Genomic DNA, 17,777 nt, shown 5'->3' with positions numbered 1-17,777 from the left:
CACTCCTGTTGGGGTCGGCATGGGGCTGCCATGCCGTGTTGGGGTCCCTCGGCTAGTTGTCTGGGTTTGTTTGTGGGCCGAAGTTTTCTGCAAAAAAGCGGTACCAGTTCCCGCCCATGATCCCTTGCACCTCAGCCTCACTCAGGCCGGTGGCGCGCAGGCCGTTCTCGATATTTCCAAAGTCGCGATTGTCCTTGAACCAGCTCGGCATGGGCGGAAAGCCCGCGTCCGATTTGGACCCTTCGCCATAGTCGATCTGCTTGGTCCAGCGACCGACGCGCATCCATTCCACGATGCTGTCGGGCTGGTCCTGGCAAAGGTCCGTGCCGATACCCAGGTGCTCCGCACCGTAGCGTTCGGCGGTGCGCGCGATCATCTCGCAGAAATCCTCGAGCGTGCAGGCAGACTTGTTGCGCAGATGGTGCGGGTAGACGGAAAACCCCAGCATCCCCCCGTGCGAGGTGACGGCGCGGATCACGTCATCGCGCTTGTTGCGCAAGGCCGGGGCCCAGTCATGCGGGTTGGCGTGGCTGACCACGATGGGCCGTTCGGACACCTCGGCCGCCTCGATCGTCGAGCGGTCGGCCGAATGGCTCATGTCCACCACGAGACCCACACGGTTCATTTCGCGCACGACCTGTTTGCCCATACGGGTCAGGCCCGCATCCTCGGTCTCGTAGCAGCCGGTCGCCAGAAGCGACTGGTTGTTATAGGTCAGCTGCATGAAACGCGCGCCAAGGGTGTGTACGATCTCGACCAAGCCGATATCGTCCTCGATCGGGCTGGGGTTCTGAAAGCCGAAGAAGACCGCCGTGCGCCCCGTCGCCCGCGCAACGTCGATATCGGCTGCAGTCAGACCTTTCATGATCAGGTCAGGGTATTGTTCGAACCAGCGGTTCCATTTCTCGAAGTTCAGGACGGTTTCACGGAAATTCTCGTGGTAGGCGATGGTGACATGGATCGCGTCCACACCGCCCTCGCGCAGTTGGCGAAAGATCTTTTCCGACCAGTTGGCGTATTGCAGTCCGTCGATCCGCATCAGACTGGCCCCGCGCTGATATAGGCCGTCTTGACGGTGGTGTAGAACTCGGCCGCGGCCTTGCCCTGTTCGCGCGGCCCGTAGGAGCTGTCGCCCCGGCCGCCGAAAGGCACGTGATAATCGGTGCCCGCGGTGGGCAGGTTGACCGTCACAACCCCGGTGCGGGCGTTTCGGCGGAAATGGGTCGCGCGCGCCAGCGAGCGTGTCACGATCCCCGAGGTCAGGCCGAACCGGGTGTCGTTGACCACTGACAGCGCCTCGTCATAGCTTCCCACCTTGATGACCGAGGTCAGGGGCGCGAACATCTCTTCGCGGTTGATGCGCATATCGTTCGTGGTGTTCAAGAACACGCCGGGCGACATGTAGAACCCGTCATGGGGCATCTCCAGCCGTTCGCCACCACAGGCCAACTCGGCCCCTTCGGACAGGCCAAGCTGCACGTAGGACAGGTTTTCAGTCAGTTGCTGTTCGCTGACAACAGGTCCCATCTGGGTGCCGGCCTCGAGCGCGTGGCCGACTTTCATCGCTTTGGCACCGGTGACCAGTTTCTCGACAAAGGCGTCGTGAATCGCCGCGTGTACCACCAGCCTGGAGGAGGCGGTGCATTTCTGCCCCGTGCCGCCAAAGGCCCCTCCAAGGGCCAGCATGACCGCCAGGTCCAGATCCGCGTCATCCATCACCGCCAGCGCGTTCTTGGAGCCCATCTCCATCTGCACCTTGGTCAGGTTGGTGATGGCGGCGGCGGCGATCCCCTTGCCCACGGGCACCGAGCCGGTGAAGGAAATCGCGTCGATCTCGGGGCTTTCGACAAGGCGCTGACCGACGCTGCGACCGGCCCCCATGACAAGGCTGAACAGGCCCTTCGGGATATCCTGACGGCTGATGATCTCGGTCAGGGCGACGGCAGAGGCGGGCGTCAGGTTGGCGGGTTTCCACACCACGGCGTTGCCGTAGCACAGGGCCGGGGCGATCTTCCACGAGGCGGTGGCCGTCGGGAAATTCCATGGGCTGATGATGGCCACGGTGCCCACCGGTTCGCGGCGAATGTCGACTTCGACCCCTTCGCGGACCGAGTCGGCGTTCTCTCCCAACTGCCGCAGGCATTCGGCCGCGTAATAGGTAAAGAACTGTCCGGCGCGGTAGACTTCGCCCTTGCCCTCGGCCAGCGGCTTGCCCTCTTCGCGCGACAACAGGGTGCCCAATTCCTCGGCGCGGGCCATCAACTCGGTTCCGATGGCGTTCAGAACGGCCTGCTTGCGCTCCATCCCGTAGGCGGCCCATTCGCGCTGCGCCACGCGCGCCTGCGCCAGCGTGGCGTCCAACTGGTCGCTGCTGGCCTGCGCGTAGCGGCCCACCAGATCCGACAGGTCGGACGGATTGCGGTTTTCGATGTCGCCTTCGCCAGCCTGCCATTCGCCGGCAATCAGGTTCTTTTGAATCTCGCTCATGCTTCGTCGCCTTCCGGAAAGTGGATTCGGGCGGACTATGGACATGGTGAGTTGTTTCAGACAAACTCAAACTTCTTAACGGTATTTCAGAAATTCTGAAATTGAGGTCGAATGCTGAAGATCGAAACCTTGCGTGGCTTTGCCGCCGTTGCGCAGTGCGGAAACCTGCGTGATGCAGCGGCAACGCTGGGGCGGACCCCATCCGCCGTCTCAATGATGCTCAAACAGCTTGAAACCCATCTGGGCGAGCCATTGTTCGAGACGGACCGCAAGAACCGCCTGACCGCCCTGGGTCGGTTCGTCCTGGACCAGGCCGAGCGGGAGTTGCACCAGTTTGACACGACCGTGCGCGCGATCGAGGGCTACGCCAAGGCTGTCTATGGTTCGGTGCGGATCGCGACCGTTCCGTCAATCGCAGGCACGATCATGCCACAGGTCATAGCCCGCCATTTCGGAACGTTCGACCAGGTCGATATCGAGCTGCGCGACATCGACTCCAACTCGATCCTGCGCGAGGTGTTGCGCAACCGCGTGGATATCGGGATCGCAACCATCGGCCAGAACCGGGCCGGGCTACACAGTCAGTTGTTGATGACCGATGCCTTTGGCGTGGTCTGCGCCCGCAGCCACCCGCTGGCCAAAGAGGACGGACCCATCGAGTGGGAGACGTTGAAGACCGAGCGCATCATCGCCAACAGCCTGTCGGAAAGCATCGACGCCATTCCATCGCGGGACCTGCACGAGACGTCGCGGCTGAAAGCGCATAACGTGGCCTCGATCCTGGGTATGGTGCGGGCGAATATCGGCATCAGCCTCTTGCCGAAAATGACCATCTTGGCCTTTGGGTCCGATGCGTTGGTGTTTCGTCCACTGGTCGACCAGACCGCGCGGCGCGAGTTGCACATCCTGCGCCGCGCCGACGCGACCCTGCCGCCGGCAGCGCGCCTGCTAGAGGAACGTATCCGCGACACGGTGGCGTCCATCACGCAGGACATGTGAACCTGCACCGGTGCATTGCATCTGGATGTGTTACCCGAAACAAAGCTTGGACAAGGGCGCCAGCCGGTTGCAGCTTACCACTAGGAACACCACCCCTTAGCCCAGCCAGAGCGAGCGCCATGAAGATAACTCTCGTTCAACTCCGCGCCTTTGTTGCCGTCGCGCGCGAACGGTCCTTCACGCGGGCCGCCAAGGTGCTGGATACCTCGCAACCCTCTGTCACCACGGCGATCAAGCAATTGGAAACGGGTCTCGGGTTAAAGCTCTTCGATCGATCAACCAAGGTTCTTTCGCTGACCAAGGCCAGCGCCGCGTTCCTGCCCGGTGTCGAGCGGATCCTGGAGGATCTCGATGCCACGCTGGCCGATTTTCAGGCCGCCGCCGATGGCACGCAGGGTAGCGTCGCGGTAGCGGTGCTGCCCTCGGTGGCCACCGTTGTCCTGCCCGATACGGTCAAGAGCTTTTCAGCAGCCTTTCCCAAAACCCGGATTTCGCTGCGCGACGACAATTCCTCGGGCGTGTGTGAACGGGTCTTGAGTGGTGAGGTCGATCTGGGTGTCGCGGGGCGCACGGATCACATTGCAGGGGTCCAGTTCGATCCATTGATCCGCGACCCGTTCGGCGCGGTCGCCCATAAATCCCACCCGCTTGCGCAAGAGCAGGGGCCGATTTCATGGGATGAACTCGATGGCTACCCGTTCATTTCCTTCGCCGCCGATACCGGGCTGAGGCCCATCCTCGACACGTTGACCGACATTCCCGAGAACGTGAAATCGCCGTGGATCGAAGTGTCGAACATCGCCACCGTTCTGTCACTTCTCAAGACCAATCTTGGCATTGCTGCGCTGCCCAAGATGTCGGTGAACCCGATCGAAAACGACGTGGTGTTTCGCACCCTGCTGAACCCGCCTTTGTTCCGCGAACTGGGTTTGATCACCCGGCCGGGGCGGTCCCTGTCGCCGGCGGCCCAGAACTTTGTCGATCACATGAAGGTCACGTTGCGTCCCAAATGGGAACGGTAGAACCGGGCAACACGCATAACGCGGCCCTATCTTATCATTAGAAAAGTTAATAAGTGACAAATTTTTATTCGATTTGGCCATAATATTTTTGGCGCGATGAGAAAATCTGTGCCCCGATGATCTGATCTGAACCGAGAGGGAACGCCATGACACACTCGATCAATCGCCGCGCCATTCTGGCCTTTAGCGGTGCGCTTGCTGCTTCACTGTCCTTCGCCACGCCATCCTTCGCCGAAGATCCGGATTTTCTCAATATCGGCGGCGGACCCAGCGGGGGTACGTTCAACGTCGTGGCCACGGGCCTCGGCGATCTGTTGCGCGGGGAATTCTCGGACAGCATCATCGGTGTTCAGCCGGGTGGCTCTGGCCCTAATCTCTTGCGCGTGGCCTCGGGCGATGTCGATCTTGGCATCACCTCGGCCAGCAATGCCGCCGATGCGTGGGCCGGTCGCGACCCTGCCACGCCCGACGCGCCGATCCGGAACGTGCGCGGGTTGATGACCTTCTTCCCCAGCGCGATCCAGATCTGGGTCGATGCCGACTCGGACATCCACTCTGTCGAGGATCTCGTGGGCCGCCAGATCAGCGCGGGCCAGCCCGGTCAGACCTCGTGGCTGGCCTTTAACAACCTGCTATCCGTCTATGACATGAGCATCGAGGATCTCGAGGCCGACGGCGGACAGGTGCATCACCTCAGCTGGGCCGAGTCGCAGGCCGCCTTGCGTGACGGCCAACTGGACGCGGTGATGTGGGTCGCGCTTTACCCGCACTCGACCGTACTGGCGACGGAAACCGCCCGCGAGATCCGCGTGCTGCCGCTGGATGAGGACCGTGTCGCGGAATATCTCGAATTGTACGGCGCGGGTTTTTCGGCCGTGACCTTGCCCGCGGGCCTTTACCAGGGCCACAGCGAGCCAACGCTTTCGGTCGGCACAACCACCTTCCTGTTCGGCTCGGACGAGATGAGCGACGACACGGCTTATCGCGTCACCTCGGCGATCTGGAACCAGCTTGATCGGTTCCAGCAGACCCACGCGCTGCTGCAATTCATCGACGAGGATACCGCCGGTCGCGGCATGTTCGTGCCGATCCACCCCGGTGCGGCCCGCTTCTACGAAGAGCAGGGCATCGCGATGGATGAGCCTCAGTTGAACTGAGCCTCGCCCTCGCGGACGGGCGCCTCTCCCCGTCCGTCCGCGCCCCTTACCCTTATTTCCCGTAACCAGATTTGTGCGCCGCAGCGGCCGGAGCCCGCTGCCCGCGAGAGGTGGACATCATGCCCTTCACACTGGACAGGACGGTGACCGCGCTGGCCGTTTCCATGGCGCTGTTTCACCTTTTCGTTGCGTCGCCCTTCACCCTACTGCCCGATCTGGTCGTGCGCGGCACACATCTGCTGCTCGCGCTTGTGATTGGGTTCCTGGTCTATGGGATGAAGGGCGGCCGCGTACAAAAGGCCATCGATCTGGCATTGATCGCGCTGTCGATCATATGTCTGGGCTATCTGATCGTTTTTCATTCCTCGATCGTGGTGCGCCCCCCTTGGACCCGCGACGCTACACCAATGGAGCTCTTCGTGGCCCTTGGCACTGTGGTTGTCGTGTTGGAATTGACGCGCCGTGCGCTGGGTTTGGCGATCACCGGGCTGTGCCTGATCTTTGTTCTTTACGGTTTTTTCGGCCCCGACTTGCGTCATGTCGATTTCCTGCGCCCGCTGGCCCATAGCGGCGTCGATCTGAACGAATTCGTCGACCAGATGTACTTCAGTTTCGAAGGGATCTTTGGCGTAGCGCTTGGTGTATCGACCAACTTCATTTTTCTCTTCGTGGTCTTCGGCGCGTTGTTGCAGGTGATCGGGGGCGGCGATTTCTTTGTCAACGTCACCAAGGCCGCGACCGGATCGACGCGCGGTGGCCCTGCCAAGATGGCCGTGGTCGCCAGTGCGCTGATGGGCACCATGTCGGGCAGTTCGGTGGCCAATGTCGCGACCACGGGTGCGATCACCATCCCGATGATGCGCAAACTGGGCTATCCCCGCAACTTCGCCGGCGCGGTCGAGGCCGTCGCCTCGACCGGGGGGCAGATCACACCGCCGATCATGGGGGCCGCGGCCTTTCTGATGGCCGCGATCCTGGGCATCACCTACCAAGAGGTCATCACCGCCGCCGCCCTTCCCGCGATCCTGTTCTTTTCGTCCCTTCTGGTCGCGGTCCATTGGGAGGCCCTGAAACACGGCCTGCAACCGCTCGATCGCAGCGAAAAGGGCGCGACCTGGCGCGAATTCAAGGCAGGTTGGACATTCCTGCTGCCCCTTGTCGTGATCATGACCTTCCTGATGATGGGATATACCCCCAGCCTGTCGGCCTTTTGGGGCGTGGTCGCCACGCTGGTCACGCCGTTCCTGCGCCGCTCGACATGGGTATCGCTGGCGGTTCTGGCGGATGGCTTGAACCTTGGCGCGCGGGCCGCCGTGACAGTGGCGATCGCCTGTGCCTCGGCGGGCATTATCGTCGGCATCGTGCAGATCTCGGGGCTTGGCTTCCGCTTCAGCAGCCTTGTCATCGCCTTTGCCGACGGCAACCTTTATGCGGCGCTGTTTCTAGCGATGATCGCGGCCTTTATCTTTGGCATGGGGATGCCCACGACACCGGCCTACATCATTCAGGCGACGCTCGTGGCGCCCGCGCTGGTCGATCTGGGCGCAACGCCGCTGTCGGCGCATCTGTTCGTCTTTTACTACGCCGTTCTTGGCCAGATCACGCCCCCCGTGGCCGTGGCGGCCTTTGCCGCCGCGCCTATCGCGGGGGCCACATCCACCTCTGTCGGGTGGCGGGCCTTTGCATTGGGTATCCCCGCCTACGTGATCCCGTTCCTCTTTGTCGCCAACCCGGTCCTGCTGGGGCAAGGCGAGCTTGTGGATCTGTTGATCGTGCTGTCGCGGTCCGCCGCCGCGATCGTGTGCCTGTCCATCATGCTGACCGGATGGTTGGGCGGACGTCCCCTTGCATGGGTCAGCCGGGGCACCCTGCTGATCGCCGCCGCCCTGCTGATCGCCCCGAACCACATTCTGAGCGCGGTGGCCGTCGTCGCGATCGTCTGTGTCTGGTCGATACAGCGGTCGGGATTGACCCTGCCGCGCCTGAAAGGAGAAAGCCGTGACTGAACTCTGCGATCCCAGCCAAGAGGTCCTGCCCACAGATCGCGCCGCGTTCGCCGAAGTCGCGCGCCGCTTGCCCAGCCCCGAGGGCACGAAATATCCCTATGACCTTGTGGTGATCGACGGGCGAACGGCCTACTTGGCCGGGCAAATCCCGAAACGGGATGGCCAGCTTGCGCTGGCAGGCAAGGTGGGGCGCGAGGTGAGCGTCGCAGATGCCGCCGCCGCCGCCCGCATCTGCGCCGAGCAGGCGATGGCGTGGTTGAACCATTCCGCCGGAGGGCTCGAGAACCTGCGCCGCATCCTGCGTTTGACCTGCTACGTCGCGCATGACGACGGGTTCGAGGATATCTCGGCGGTTGCGGATGGCGCCTCGACATGCCTGATTGAGATGCTCGGCGATCCGGGCCGCCATGCGCGGTCAGTGATCGGCGTGCGCAGCCTGCCGCGCAACGCCCCGGTGCTGGTCGAGGTCACGGCCTCCCTGCTGGCCCCGCCTGCGCCGCAGGGCGGCTGACGGCTGCGCCCCCGTGGCAGGGCAGGCAGGTCAACCACTCCGCCGACGCCTGCGATCAACCGTGGACACGGCCCTGACTGCCTCAACCTCCTGCGGCATGCGCCGCAGAGGTTGTTCAGGCCGCCGCCAAGGGATTGGGCACCTGGGCTTCGCCCGCCGCAGTCTTCGCACGTAAGCATGGCGTCCCATTCGGCATCGCGAAGACGCTGCCGCAGCCGGCCGTTGCCGCACCTGACATAGACCCGCAACTCACCGAAAAGGCTCTCGAGGATGAGCAACCATACCGGCCCTCAGCAAAAACCGAAGGCCTTCAGGTCCGTCGGCTCCGATCCGAGGGGCGCGGGGGGCTTTGCGAGGATGAGTTCATAGGTCCTGGCCATTCGGTCGATCTTTCCAGGGTTTGGTATGGTGATTGCGCCATCTGCGCGAGGAGTGCCCCCTTGGCCGGGCCGTATACGGTCCTTTCGCCATATCGGGTTGCGAAGCTGATCCCCACGCGGCTTACTGGCCTGCTGTTCGGTCTCGTGTTTCGCCGGCCGCTTGCGGTGTTTGGCGCCTTGTGGACGGCACGGCGCTGTTTCGGACCCACGGGACGGGCGGGCCCGTCGCCGCACAGGCGCAACTGGCACGTGCTGCAATCTGGTCACGGGTCTTCCCCAACAGCGCGGGCTGGCTGCATCTTTGGCTGCCGGGGGACAAAGCCGTGCCGGCGCGACTGGAGGCAGCCCTATCGGGCAGCGAAGAGTAAACCGTCCACGTCGAGATGCGCCTCGAGATGGGCGGCGAGTGCGTCGAGCGTCTCCTCCACTCCGGACTCGTAGCCTGTATTGGAGGAGACCACGCCAAAGTCCGACAAAAACGCCGCACGAAACGCGTCATCGCGGAACATGCCGTGCAGGTAGCTTCCCGCGATGCGCCGGTTGCCGCTGACCGCGCCTTCCGGGGCATCGTCCACATGGGCAAAGGGCCGGGCGCGGTCGGGGCCGTCCGTCTCGCCGATATGGATCTCGTAGCCGCGAAACTGCGTGCCGCTTGACACATGGATCGCCCCAACCTTGGTCAGCCGCTTTTTCGGGGTCATGACCGTCGACACATCGAGCAATCCGAGCCCAGGATCGGCCCCCGCCGGTCCCTCGATCCCCTCCGGATCCGCCACCTCGCGCCCCAGCATCTGGTAGCCTCCGCAGATGCCCAGCACATGCCCCCCGCGCCGGACATGGGCGGCAAGGTCCACATCCCAGCCCTGCGCACGCAGAAAGGCCAGATCGCCCCGCGTCGATTTCGTGCCCGGCAGGATCACCAGGTCCGCGTCGCCCGGGATCGCGCGGCCGGGGCCGAGCATCGTCAGCCGCACGCCGGGTTCCTGCGCCAGCGGGTCGAGATCGTCGAAATTCGCGATCCGGCTGAGCGACAGACACACGACGTGAAGCCCCGTCTCGCGCCGGGGTGCAGAGAGATCCAGCGCGTCCTCGGCCGGCAACTTCCAGGCGTCGGGGAACCAGGGGCAGACACCGTAGCCGCGCCAGCCGGTCAAGCCCTCGATCGCCCGGTAGCCGTCGTCGAACAGCGACGGGTCACCCCGGAAGCGGTTGATGAGGAAGCCCGCGATCATCGCGGCATCGGCAGGGTCGATCACCACCTGCGTGCCGACGATCTGCGCGATCACGCCGCCCCGATCGATGTCGCCTGCCAGGATCACGGGGACGTCCGCCGCCCGCGCAAAGCCCATGTTGGCGATGTCGCCTGCGCGCAGGTTGACCTCGGCCGGGCTACCCGCGCCCTCAACGAGCACAAGGTCATGGGCGGATTTGAGACGGTGGAAGCTTTCCAGCACCTTGTCGCGAAGCTGTGGCTTCAGGCACTGGTAGTCCCGCGCCTTCGCGGTGGTGAGCCGCCGCCCCTGCACGATCACCTGCGCGCCGACATCCGTTTCGGGCTTCAGCAGCACCGGGTTCATGTCGGTATGAAGCGGCAGGCCCGACGCCAAAGCCTGCAATGCCTGCGCCCGCCCGATCTCGCCGCCATCGGCGGTAACAGCGGCATTGTTCGACATGTTCTGCGGCTTGAAGGGCGCGATTGAAAGGCCGCGGTTTCTCGCCGTGCGACAGAGGCCGGCGACGAGGAGCGACTTGCCGACGTTGCTGCCGGTGCCCTGGATCATCAGCGCGCGGGGCATCGCTTCAACCGGAATAGAAGAGCGCGGACAGAACGTAGCCCTTCGGCAGCGGCACAGTCGGCGGCGTATCGAAGCCCTGCGCGATGCGGTCCGGGAGCAGGTGGGTGTGCGGGCCGTCGGGTGCGGTGCCACCGGCAAGCGGGATGATCGCATCGACCTCGGCCCGCAGCCAGGGTGCCTCGATCACGCGGACGGGCTTCGGGCACAGCACCATAGACGCCCGCGACGAAGGTGCCCGAGGACCCGGCGAAGCGCGCCTCGACTTCGTCGAGAAGGCGCTCACCCTGCCAGTCGAGACGCCGGACCGATAGGCCCATGGTCGCCGCGCGCGCGTCCAGCGCCGCCCAGACGCCCGCGCGATCGTCGTCGCTGGCACCACTCCAGACGGCGATCTCGTCCAGCGCGCGAACGCAGCCGGTGCAAAGGCGTTTTGCTTCGTCGGTCGCGCGGACGCCGGTACAGGGGCTTGCCGGAGGGCGCCTGGCTGCCATGTTCATTAGAATTCCACACCCTTTTGAGGCTTGATACCATCCCGAAACGGATGCTTCACCAACGTCATCTCGGTCACCAGATCTGCCACCTCTAGCAATTCGGGTTTGGCGTTGCGGCCCGTCAGGCAGACATGGGTCATGTGGGGTTTCTGCTCTAGAAGGAATTCAACCACCTCGTGGACATCGAGGTAGTCGTAGCGCAATGCAATGTTGATCTCGTCCAGCAGCACGAATTGGATCTCGGGGTCGAGGATCTGTTCCTTAGCGATCTGCCAGCCGTTCCGGGCGGCTGCGATGTCGCGCTCCCTATCTTGCGTTTCCCAAGTGAAACCTTCACCGGAAACGAAGAATTTGCATTCGCTGGCGAACCGATCGCGCAGGAACGTCTTCTCGCCAATCTCGCGATCGCCTTTGATGAACTGGACGACCGCGCAGGGCATGCCATGGGCGATGCAGCGCATGACCATTCCGAAACCAGAGGATGACTTACCCTTTCCCGGCCCGGTAAGGACGATGACCAGGCCCTTTTCTTTGTTTTTTTCCTTCATCATTTTGTCGCGCGCGGCCTTGATCCGCTTTTTCTTCTCGTTGTGGCGACGGGTTACATCTTCCATGGGAACTCCTGGCAGCTTGACACGAGTGGACAGGCCTGAGCATCTGACCATGCTGGTGCCTGACCTATCAGGTGAAAAGGGAATGTGCGAGGTCCGCAAGAATGGACCGAACCGCAGCCGCCCCCGCGACCGTGACCGGAGAGGTCGCCCGAAAGCCACTGACCTGTGACAGGTCGGGAAGGCCGGGCGACCGACAGGGTAACACCTGACATCCGCAAGCCGGGAGACCTGCCAGCGCGAAGACTGAACCCGGGCGGGGTGCTCCGGTGTCGGACTGACGGCGTGTTGGCCGTTCTTCCGCTCCGTGCCCGCGTCCGCCCAACAAGTGGAAGTATGCATGGCGCACCCGTCATCCCGAGTGGAACTCCTCGTCTGTATCCGCTGCCGTCAGGGGCACGACGTGCCGGAAGAGGCCGAGCGCCCCGGCGCGACACTCTTTCGTCGACTGAGCGAGTCAGGCCTTGATGGCGTGACCACCAGACCGGTCGAATGCCTGTCGAATTGTTCGCAGGGCTGCACCATCGCGCTCCGTGGACCTGGGCGCTGGACCTACGTCTATGGGAACATCGACCCACTGGATCATCCGGACACGATTCAGGACGGCGCCCAGAAATACGCCGCCACGCTGGACGGTCTCGTGCCGTGGCGCGAACGCCCCGAACACTTCCGCAAGAACTGCATTGCGCGCATCCCGCCCCTCGACCCTCCCGCGTGCAACCTCGGAGAGACCTGACATGGCCAGCCCCAAAAGCAATCTCGAAAAACTCCCCGTCACCGTGATCACCGGCTTCCTTGGCTCCGGCAAGACGACGCTGATCACTCAGCTGATGAAGAACCCGGGCGGCAAGCGTCTTGCCGTCGTCGTGAACGAGTTCGGCGAAGTAGGTGTGGATGGCGAGATCCTGAAAGGGTGTGCAATCCCCGATTGTCCGGCGGAAAACATTATGGAGCTAGCCAACGGCTGCATCTGCTGCACCGTGGCCGACGATTTCATCCCGACGATCGAGGCGCTGATGGCGCTTGATCCGCGCCCCGATCACATCCTGATCGAGACCTCGGGCCTGGCGCTGCCGAAGCCGCTGCTAAAGGCGTTCGACTGGCCCGACATCCGCTCGAAGATCACGGTGGACGGGGTCATCGCGCTGGCCGATGCCGAGGCCGTCGCGGCGGGTCGCTTCGCGCCCAATGTCGCGGCGGTAGAGGTGCAGCGCTTCGCGGACGAGAGCATCGACCACGAAACGCCTTTGTCGGAGGTGTTCGAGGACCAGATCTCCTGCGCCGACATCGTGCTTCTGACCAAGCCCGACCTCGCCGGACCCGAGGGCGTGGCCAAAGCCCGCGCCGTGATCGAGGCCGAGGCACCGCGCCCCCTGCCGGTCATCGAGGTGGCCGAGGGCGCCGTCGATCCGCGGGTGATCCTCGGGCTGGAAGCGGCCGCCGAAGACGACATGGACGCGCGGCCCAGCCATCACGACGACCACGACGACCACGAGCACGACGATTTTGACAGCGTCGTAATCGACATCCCCGAAATCGCGGCCCCCGTGGACCTGGTCGCGCGAATCGAGGCGCTGGCCGAGCGCCGGAACATCCTGCGGGTCAAGGGTTACGCGGCGGTCGCGGGCAAGCCCATGCGCCTTCTGGTGCAGGCGGTGGGCGCGCGGGTGCGCCACCAGTACGACCGGCCCTGGGCGACCGGCGAAGGGCGGCGCGGGCGGCTTGTGGTCATCGCCGAACATCACGATATCGACGCCGACGCGATCCGGGGTCTTCTCGTGTCCGGCGCGCAAGCCGCGGAGTAACGCGAGGCACCGGCCTGAATGCATGTCATCTTCCGCGAAAGCCATGGGTTGGAGGAAACCGAAACGCCAACCGATCTGGGGCAGTCGCCCGCGGATCTCGTCGTGTTGTCGTTTTCCGACAGCGACCTCGGGGCCTTCGCGGCGGGGTGGCATCGGGGCGGCGGCCCGGACGGCTGCCTGCCGACGCTGCGGCTCGCCAATATCGCCGCGCTGAAGCATCCACTGTCGGTCGATACCTATGTCGAGCGGACGCTCGAGGGGGCCAAGGGCATCCTGATCCGCCTTATCGGCGGCGTGCCCTACTGGCTCTATGGGTTGCAACAGATCGAGGCGCTGGCCCGGGCCAAGCGTATCGCGCTGGCAGTGCTGCCCGCCGACGGGCGCCCCGATGCGCGGCTCGATGCGGTCTCGACCGTGCCTGCGTCGACGCTGCGCCGCCTGGCGCATCTCTGCGACACCGGCGGCGCGGTGGCGGCTCAGGCTGCGCTGGCGCAGATGGCGCTCGCGGCGGGCCTCTATGCCGGGCCGGTGCCGGGGGCGAAAACCCTGCCGCAGGTGGGGGCCTGGACGCCGGAGGATGGCGTCTGCTGCCCGGCCCCAATCCGCTTCACGGATGGCGCACCGCTGGTGCTGGTTGTCTTCTACCGCTCCTATTTGGTCGCGGCGGACCTCGCGCCGATAGAAGCATTGTTCGCGGCGTTGCGCGACCGTGGGCTCCGCGCGCTCGGCCTCTTCGCATCGTCGCTCAAGGCAGCCGGCGCGCGGGAATGGCTGGAGGGTCAGGTGCGCGCACTCGGCCCCGCGGCCATCGTCAACGCAACCTCCTTCTCGGGGCGCGGCGATGCGGGCAGGTCACCCCTCGATGCGGCAGGCGCGCCGGTGTTTCAGGTCGCGCTGGCAACCTCGACTCGCGAGGCCTGGACGGAGGCGGAGCGCGGCTTGTCCCCTGCCGATCTCGCCATGCACGTGGTCTTGCCTGAAATAGACGGAAGGCTTTTTGCCGGCGTCGCCTCGTTCAAGGAACCTGAAGTGCGCGACGCGCATCTGCAATTCGCTCGATACGCCCATGCCCCCGAGGCGGGCCGGATCGCCGCCATCGCGGATCGTGTGGTCGCCTGGCATCGGCTGTCGACCACCGCTCCCGGCGACCGGCGTGTGGCACTCGTGCTTTCGACCTATCCAGGTCGCGGCTGGAACATGGCCCATGCCGTGGGGCTCGACGCGCTGGCATCGGCCGAGGCAATCCTCGGCGACCTTGCGGGAACAGGGTACGCGGTTGCGCCCGGCAAGGAGCTGCACGAGGCGCTTGCTACCCAGCACATTCACTGGCCGATGGAAGAATACCGCGCCGCGCTTGCCCATCTGCCGCCAAGCCTCCGCGACGATCTGAACGCCGCCTGGGGGACGCCCGAAGACGATGCCGATGCGGGCCCCGACGGCTTTGCCTTTGCCGCGGTTCGGCGCGGCAACGCGGTTGTGGCGCTGCAACCCGAACGCGGAACACCGAAGACCCGCGATGCAGACTACCACGATCTCGCTCGCGTGCCGCGGCACGCCTACGTTGCCTTCTACCTCTGGCTTCGGGAGCAGACTGACGCGCTGATCCATATCGGTGCGCACGGCACACTGGAGTGGCTGCCGGGCAAGGCGGTGGCCTTGTCCGAAGCCTGCTGGCCCGAGGCGCTGATCCGCGATCTCCCGGTGATCTATCCTTTCATCGTCAACGACCCGGGCGAGGCCGCGCAGGCCAAGCGGCGCATCGGTGCGGTGACCATCGGACACGTTCCGCCGCCATTGAAGGCTTCAGGCACGCCGCAGCGCCTTGCCCGGCTCGAAGCGTTGCTCGACGAATTCTCCAATGCGGACGGGCTCGACCCCCGTCGCCGCGACGGGCTGATCGCCGATATCCGCGACGAGGCGCGGGCCCTCGGCGTCGAGAGCGATCTGGGGATCGAGGCCGCATCCTGTCCAGCCGAGGCCATTACCCGGATCGACCGCTTCGTCTGCGACGTCAAGGAAAGCCAGTTCGGCGACGGGCTGCATGTCTGGGGGCGGGCACCGACCGGACAAGGTGCCTTCGACACCGCGGCCTCGGCCAATGCCGAGCGGCAGGCGCTCCTCGACGCGTTGGCGGGTCGTAGGATCGAGCCGGGGCCGTCGGGCTCTCCCTATCGCGGTCGGACAGACGTACTGCCGACCGGTCGCAACCTCTATACCACCGACCCGCGCAGCGTGCCCACGCGCGCCGCGTTCCGACAGGGCGCGGTACTGGCAGACGAGCTGATCCGCCGCCATCTGCAGGACGAGGGCGACTGGCCGCGGGCGCTGGTTGTCGATCTCTGGGGATCGGCCACGATGCGCACGGCTGGCGAGGAATTCGCCATGGCGCTGGCACTGCTGGGCATACGCCCGGTCTGGGAGGACGGATCGGAACGCGTGTCGGGCATCGAGGTCGTGCCGATTGCGGAACTCGACCGCCCGCGCGTCGATGTGACACTTCGCGTGTCGGGCCTCTTCCGCGACGTGTTTCCGACGCTCTCCGCGCTGTTCCAACAGGCGGTGCGGGTGCTCAGTGCCCGTGACGAGGCGCCCGACTGGAACCCTTATACCGGACAGGAGCAGGCGCGCGTCTATGGCCCCGCGCCGGGCAGGTTCGGGCTCGGAATGGGGCCGTCGATGGGCGAGTATTCCGAGGACGGACGTCGGGCTGCGGGCGAGGCGTGGCTGGCGGCTTCGGCCTGGGCACTCGACGGCCAACGGCAGGTGCACGATGCCAGCGGCATCCGAGATCGCGTGGCCAAAGCCGACGCCTTTGTCCACCTCCAGGACCTGCCCGAGACCGATCTCCTCCTGGCCGAGGACTATGCCAGCCACGAGGCGGGTTTTGCCGCAGCGCAAGCGATCACGGGCGGCGCCGCGCGGCTTTACCATTTCGACAACACCGACCCGTCGCGCCCTCGCGCCCGCGCGCTGACCGAGGAGATCGCCCGTGTCGTGCAGGCCCGCGCGGCGAATCCCGCCTGGATCGCGGGCATGCGCCGCCACGGGTTCCGCGGCGCCGCCGAGATCGCCGCGACGCTGGAGAACATGGCCGCCTTCGCGCATCTCGCGGGCGTCGTCGGGCCGCATATTTTCGACCAGTTCTGGGACGCAACGCTGGGCGATGCGGACGTGACCGGGTTCCTGGAGAGAGCGAACCCCGAAGCACTCGCCGCCATGCGCGCGCGCTTCGCCGGATTGCATGCCGCAGGCCTTTGGCAGTCGCGGCGCAACTCGATCCTGGCAGAGTTGGAGACCGGGTCATGACCGACCCCGCCATCCGCGGCTGATGCCCCGGCGCGCACCGGCCGATGGAGTCGGGCGATGGGCTTGTCGTTCGCATACGTCCAGCGCTCGGGCAGCTTGTTCCGGGCCACGCCCATGGGCTTGCCGCTGCCGTTCGCGATTTCGGGAATCGACCTGACGAACCGGGCGAACCTGCAACTCTGCGGCGTGACCGAGGCAAGCACGCACCGCTTCCGGACGCTTTGGCGCGCCTTGATCTTCTGGACGATGACCCGTCGGCAGAAGCGCGCCGTAGCATCGCCGTCGATCCCTTGAGGAGCTTGGACAACGATGATCCCGGGACGCAGATCGCATCCGATCTTGCCGCGGGGCTGCGCGCGCCGGAGGTCGTGGCTCTTCTTTCGCAATCCGGGTTTGTTGTGGATACCGGGTCGGAACGTCAGCTCTCGGAGGTGAGCGGCGATATCCGCATCGAGGCTTCGGAAGACCGCCTGATCGTGCGCGCGGACGGCCTTGGCACCGGGCGTGAGGCGCAAGGCGCGTGCGAAACGGCTGACTTCGCCCTCAAACTTGCCGGCTGGTTCATCGCGTCCGGTGGTGTCGGTCGCGACGGGCGCGGGCGTGTGGTGGGCGCTTTGCGAACGGAAACGCGCTGCCGCCCGGCCCGGCTGCAACCCTGGCACCCAATCCGGCTTCACCGTCACCGCAGCCGGGCCCGGTTCCGGGCGGGCTTCTTGTCGCGGCGGCCTTCGGCCAATTGGGCCCCGCCGACCTCGAGGCACTGGCAGACCTTGGTTGTCCGGTGCTCCGCATCTCACCCTGGCGCATGGTCTTCCTTCCCGGGGGGGGGGGCGTGATCCGGCGGCACTTGCAGGCCACCAGACCCTGCTGACCGATCCCTTCGACCCGCCCCTGCGGGTGAACGCCCGCATCGATGCGCAGGCTTGCCCGCAAGCCCTGGGACAGGGCACTCATACATGACGAGCGGTGTCACCGGATTGCTGGTTCGCTTTTGGCAAAGAGGAGAACAGCATGTCCCAGCGTCGCTGCGATCTGACCGATACCGAGTGGTCGATCATCGCACCGCTTCTGCCGAACAAGCCGCGCGGGGTGCCGCGGGTCGATGACCGGCGGGTCTTGAACGGCCATTACTGGCGGCTGAGGACCGGGTCGCCCTGGGCCGACGGCGGGGGCGCTGGCCGCGGCGCTCGGGCTTTGGCCGTCGGA

General features: G+C 65.1%; 14 protein-coding genes, 2 pseudogenes and 1 riboswitch. Of the genes and pseudogenes, 10 read left to right on the top strand and 6 right to left on the bottom strand.

The window, feature by feature from the left end; genetic code table 11:
• Positions 1-52: 52 nt before the first annotated feature.
• Positions 53-1,039 carry a dipeptidase gene (locus ABD923_RS00165; RefSeq protein WP_259547362.1) on the bottom strand — a complete coding sequence of 329 codons (987 nt, stop codon included), beginning with the start codon at positions 1,037-1,039 and terminating at the stop codon, positions 53-55.
• Positions 1,039-2,487 (bottom strand): aldehyde dehydrogenase family protein, encoded by a 1,449-nt coding sequence (locus ABD923_RS00160; RefSeq protein ID WP_259547364.1) that lies wholly within the window; start codon positions 2,485-2,487, stop codon positions 1,039-1,041. The genes ABD923_RS00165 and ABD923_RS00160 overlap by 1 nt, the downstream gene beginning before the upstream one ends.
• A 111-nt stretch (positions 2,488-2,598) precedes the next feature.
• Here ABD923_RS00160 and ABD923_RS00155 point away from each other — a divergent pair, with 111 nt between their 5' ends.
• From ABD923_RS00155 to ABD923_RS00135, 5 genes are all read left to right on the top strand, one after another.
• A complete protein-coding gene (locus tag ABD923_RS00155) occupies positions 2,599-3,486 on the top strand; it encodes a LysR family transcriptional regulator (protein ID WP_259547366.1) in 888 nt (295 codons plus the stop codon).
• 119 nt (positions 3,487-3,605) lie between these two features.
• Entirely contained in the window at positions 3,606-4,508 is a 903-nt protein-coding gene (locus ABD923_RS00150; protein ID WP_259547463.1) for a LysR family transcriptional regulator, read from the top strand.
• A gap of 146 nt (positions 4,509-4,654) precedes the next feature.
• A complete protein-coding gene (locus ABD923_RS00145) occupies positions 4,655-5,665 on the top strand; it encodes a TAXI family TRAP transporter solute-binding subunit (RefSeq protein ID WP_259547368.1) in 1,011 nt (336 codons plus the stop codon).
• A 119-nt stretch (positions 5,666-5,784) separates the two neighbouring features.
• Positions 5,785-7,671, top strand: coding sequence for a TRAP transporter permease (locus ABD923_RS00140; RefSeq protein ID WP_259547369.1), 1,887 nt, complete (start codon positions 5,785-5,787; stop codon positions 7,669-7,671).
• A complete protein-coding gene (locus tag ABD923_RS00135; RefSeq protein ID WP_259547370.1) occupies positions 7,664-8,182 on the top strand; it encodes a RidA family protein in 519 nt (172 codons plus the stop codon). Before ABD923_RS00140 ends, ABD923_RS00135 begins: the two co-directional genes overlap by 8 nt.
• A 727-nt stretch (positions 8,183-8,909) precedes the next feature.
• Here ABD923_RS00135 and ABD923_RS00130 read toward each other — a convergent pair.
• From ABD923_RS00130 to cobO, 4 genes and pseudogenes are all read right to left on the bottom strand, one after another.
• Positions 8,910-10,358, bottom strand: coding sequence for a cobyric acid synthase (locus ABD923_RS00130; protein WP_259547371.1), 1,449 nt, complete (start codon positions 10,356-10,358; stop codon positions 8,910-8,912).
• Between the two features lie 4 nt (positions 10,359-10,362).
• Positions 10,363-10,572, bottom strand: a complete 210-nt coding sequence (locus ABD923_RS00125; protein ID WP_405048282.1) for a DUF6925 family protein — start codon at positions 10,570-10,572, stop codon at positions 10,363-10,365.
• A 124-nt stretch (positions 10,573-10,696) separates the two neighbouring features.
• Positions 10,697-10,849, bottom strand: a pseudogene (locus tag ABD923_RS00120) (DUF1289 domain-containing protein); the annotation flags it as partial.
• 5 nt (positions 10,850-10,854) lie between these two features.
• On the bottom strand, positions 10,855-11,463 hold the full coding sequence (cobO, locus tag ABD923_RS00115; RefSeq protein ID WP_259547372.1) for a cob(I)yrinic acid a,c-diamide adenosyltransferase: 609 nt from the start codon (positions 11,461-11,463) through the stop codon (positions 10,855-10,857).
• A gap of 36 nt (positions 11,464-11,499) precedes the next feature.
• A riboswitch (cobalamin riboswitch) is annotated at positions 11,500-11,713 on the top strand.
• Between the two features lie 87 nt (positions 11,714-11,800).
• Between cobO and ABD923_RS00110 the strand changes: the two genes are divergently transcribed.
• The 5 genes and pseudogenes from ABD923_RS00110 to ABD923_RS00090 form a co-directional block, all read left to right on the top strand.
• Complete coding sequence (locus ABD923_RS00110) at positions 11,801-12,196, top strand: DUF1636 domain-containing protein (RefSeq protein WP_259547373.1); 396 nt, start codon at positions 11,801-11,803, stop codon at positions 12,194-12,196.
• A gap of 1 nt (position 12,197) precedes the next feature.
• Entirely contained in the window at positions 12,198-13,265 is a 1,068-nt protein-coding gene (gene cobW, locus ABD923_RS00105; protein WP_259547374.1) for a cobalamin biosynthesis protein CobW, read from the top strand.
• Between the two features lie 18 nt (positions 13,266-13,283).
• Positions 13,284-16,571 carry a cobaltochelatase subunit CobN gene (cobN, locus tag ABD923_RS00100; RefSeq protein WP_259547375.1) on the top strand — a complete coding sequence of 1,096 codons (3,288 nt, stop codon included), beginning with the start codon at positions 13,284-13,286 and terminating at the stop codon, positions 16,569-16,571.
• Between the two features lie 57 nt (positions 16,572-16,628).
• Positions 16,629-16,865, top strand: a complete 237-nt coding sequence (locus ABD923_RS00095) for a hypothetical protein (RefSeq protein WP_259547376.1) — start codon at positions 16,629-16,631, stop codon at positions 16,863-16,865.
• Positions 16,866-17,582: 717 nt separating this feature from the next.
• A pseudogene (locus ABD923_RS00090) lies at positions 17,583-17,735 on the top strand (transposase); the annotation flags it as partial.
• Positions 17,736-17,777 lie beyond the last annotated feature (42 nt).

This window comes from [Roseibacterium] beibuensis (assembly GCF_039542305.1).
Taxonomy (GTDB): domain Bacteria; phylum Pseudomonadota; class Alphaproteobacteria; order Rhodobacterales; family Rhodobacteraceae; genus Roseibacterium; species Roseibacterium beibuensis.
The sequence above is the reverse complement of the archived record's forward strand: the minus strand, read 5'-3'. Positions and strand labels throughout refer to the sequence as shown.